This is a genomic window from Vibrio sp. 1978 (genome assembly GCF_033344345.1).
Map to the genome: position 1 here is coordinate 1 of NZ_JAWPOP010000069.1, position 2288 is coordinate 2288.

Here is a 2288-nt window from a genome sequence, read left to right on the forward strand (position 1 = left end):
GTGGTGCCCGGAGGCGGAATCGAACCACCGACACGAGGATTTTCAATCCTCTGCTCTACCGACTGAGCTATCCGGGCGACGAGGTGTATTAAAAGGCTTTTCGGCTTTCAGGTCAACAATAAAATTAAAATAAAATATCGTTTGATGAATTTGTGCTCGGAGTGGGCTGTTTTTATGCGTTTTTAGCAGCAATGCGCCATGCTTTAAGCGATGTTTTAACATTGATAGTGTATTCACTTGCAAAATAAAGGCGATAAAAACAAAAAAGCACGTCTGAAAACGTGCTTTTTATTGAACAATTGACTTTAAACTAGTGCTTTACTGAGAACTTGTTTACCCAACCTTCTAGCTCATTCGCTAGTGAAGCTAAACTTTGAGTACTTGATTGACTCTCGGTTACGACAGAGTTTAGTTGGCCTCCGCTTTCATCGATAAGGTTTATGCGTAGCGCAATATCATCGCTAACCTGCGTCTGCTCAGCGGCAGCAGTAGCGATCTGCTGGCTCATTGTGGTGATAGATTCTAACGCCGTTACAATTTGCTGTAGAGCTTCAGAGGCATTCTTAGACTCTGTAACAGTGCTTTCACTGGTTTCTGCACATATTTCCATTGTGTGAATGGCATTGCGAGAGCCTTCTTGCAGATTGGAGATCATATACTGAATCTCTTTTGTGCTGTCTTGTGTGCGTCCTGCTAGGTTGCGTACCTCATCAGCAACGACTGCGAAGCCTCGGCCTTGTTCTCCAGCACGTGCTGCTTCAATGGCTGCATTGAGTGCCAATAGGTTTGTTTGCTCTGCGATATCACCAATCACATCGAGCACTTTTACAATATTATTTACATCCTGATCTAGATCGGCGACCGCTTTACTCGCAGTATTTAATTGAGAAGCTAAACCTTGAATGTTTTTAACCGTGTTATGAATGAGTTTCTGAGTATGTTGGCTTTGTTTGTCTGCCTCGTCCGTATTGTTTGCGGTGTCGCTTGCTGAATTGGCAACATGGTTGGCTGAAGATGCCATTTCAGTCATCGCAGTGGCAATCATCGCCGTTGATTGCTGCTGAGATACGGTAAGATCGGCAATCGTATTTGATCGAGCTTCTACGGCAGACAACTCTGCGCGCAGTGCATGCATAGACTTCTCTAGGTTTGTCACCATAGTAGCTAGTGATTGACTCATATCTTGCACGGCACGATAGATACTTCCTCTCGGTGCCACAGTATCAAAACTGGTCTGAATGTCTCCTTGAGCGACAGCTTGAACTGCTTTGCGCACGTCGTTAGGCTCTCCACCAAGTAGATGAAGCATTTTGCGAATCGAAATGATCAGGCCACTTAGAATGCTTCCCGCGATAATCAGACATAGCACAAGCTGCCATTGTGCTGTCGACCAAAAACGTGCGTTAACTTCATTAAAGCCAATACCTGTACCGACAACCCAGCCCCAGTGTGGTGTTTTTTCTGCTATCGAGTGTTTTTCTTCAATGCTGCCATCTGCTTGTTTTTGGCTCCAGGTATATTCAACGATCTGACCTGTTTTGTGCCCCAATACATCTAGAATGAGTTGGCCTACGCTATTACCACTGCCATCTTTAAAGTCATGGAAGCTGGTTCCGTGCAGTTGAGGGTCTAGTGGTGCGGCGATGAACATCATATTTTCATCTGCGACATAAACGTATTCGTTGTCTTTGTAGATATTGTTACGAAGTAGGCGAGTGGCTAATGCTTTCGCTTCGTCTTCCGGCATTTTGCCTTCGATAGCCATCTTTTCTACTTCGGTAAGTATGCTGTACGCACTTTTAAATAGCTCAGTAACTCGAGCTTTGTTATCAAGGTTACTTGCGACGCGAAGTGTCCATAAGCCCGTTGCGGTCAAAGCTAAGAGAGCTAGCAATATGATCGCAGATAATAAATAGGCTTGAGTTTTTAGTTTCATATTTAGCTCACAAATAAAGTGTTATCACTATGCAAGGCATAGCTAAAAGAAGAAATGTAATAACTCGGGCATCTTAGTGAAGATGAATATGCTCGGATACTAATGCGTATTAAAATTAAGATGAGGATTAAATTTTTAGCGTGAAATAAGTGTTTTTGAAGAAAGGATTTAATGTTCGCTGATGTTTAGAAATGAAGTGTAGATAAATGGGAAAGCGAGAAATGACGTATAAAGCAGATACAAAAAAGCCGCATCAAGTGATGCGGCTTTAAAAGTGGCTCCTCCTGCTGGGCTCGAACCAGCGACCTGCGGATTAACAGTCCGTCGCTCTACCAACTGAGCTAAGGAGGAA

1 protein-coding gene and 2 tRNA genes are annotated in these 2288 nt (G+C 43.6%); all 3 read right to left on the minus strand.

Annotated elements, in window-relative coordinates:
- Position 1: 1 nt before the first annotated feature.
- The 3 genes from R8N49_RS24405 to R8N49_RS24415 all read right to left on the minus strand — a co-directional run bounded on the left by R8N49_RS24405 (position 2) and on the right by R8N49_RS24415 (position 2287).
- Positions 2–77: transfer RNA gene (locus tag R8N49_RS24405), tRNA-Phe, on the minus strand.
- A gap of 233 nt (positions 78–310) precedes the next feature.
- A complete protein-coding gene (locus R8N49_RS24410; RefSeq protein ID WP_132936938.1) occupies positions 311–1936 on the minus strand; it encodes a methyl-accepting chemotaxis protein in 1626 nt (541 codons plus the stop codon).
- Positions 1937–2211: 275 nt separating this feature from the next.
- Positions 2212–2287 (minus strand) — tRNA-Asn (locus R8N49_RS24415).
- Position 2288: the final 1 nt, after the last annotated feature.

Excerpts from the sequence above, each read along its gene's own strand:
- R8N49_RS24410 (WP_132936938.1), bottom strand. The coding sequence starts at position 1,936 with ATGAAACTAAAAACTCAAGCCTATTTATTATCTGCGATCATATTGCTA.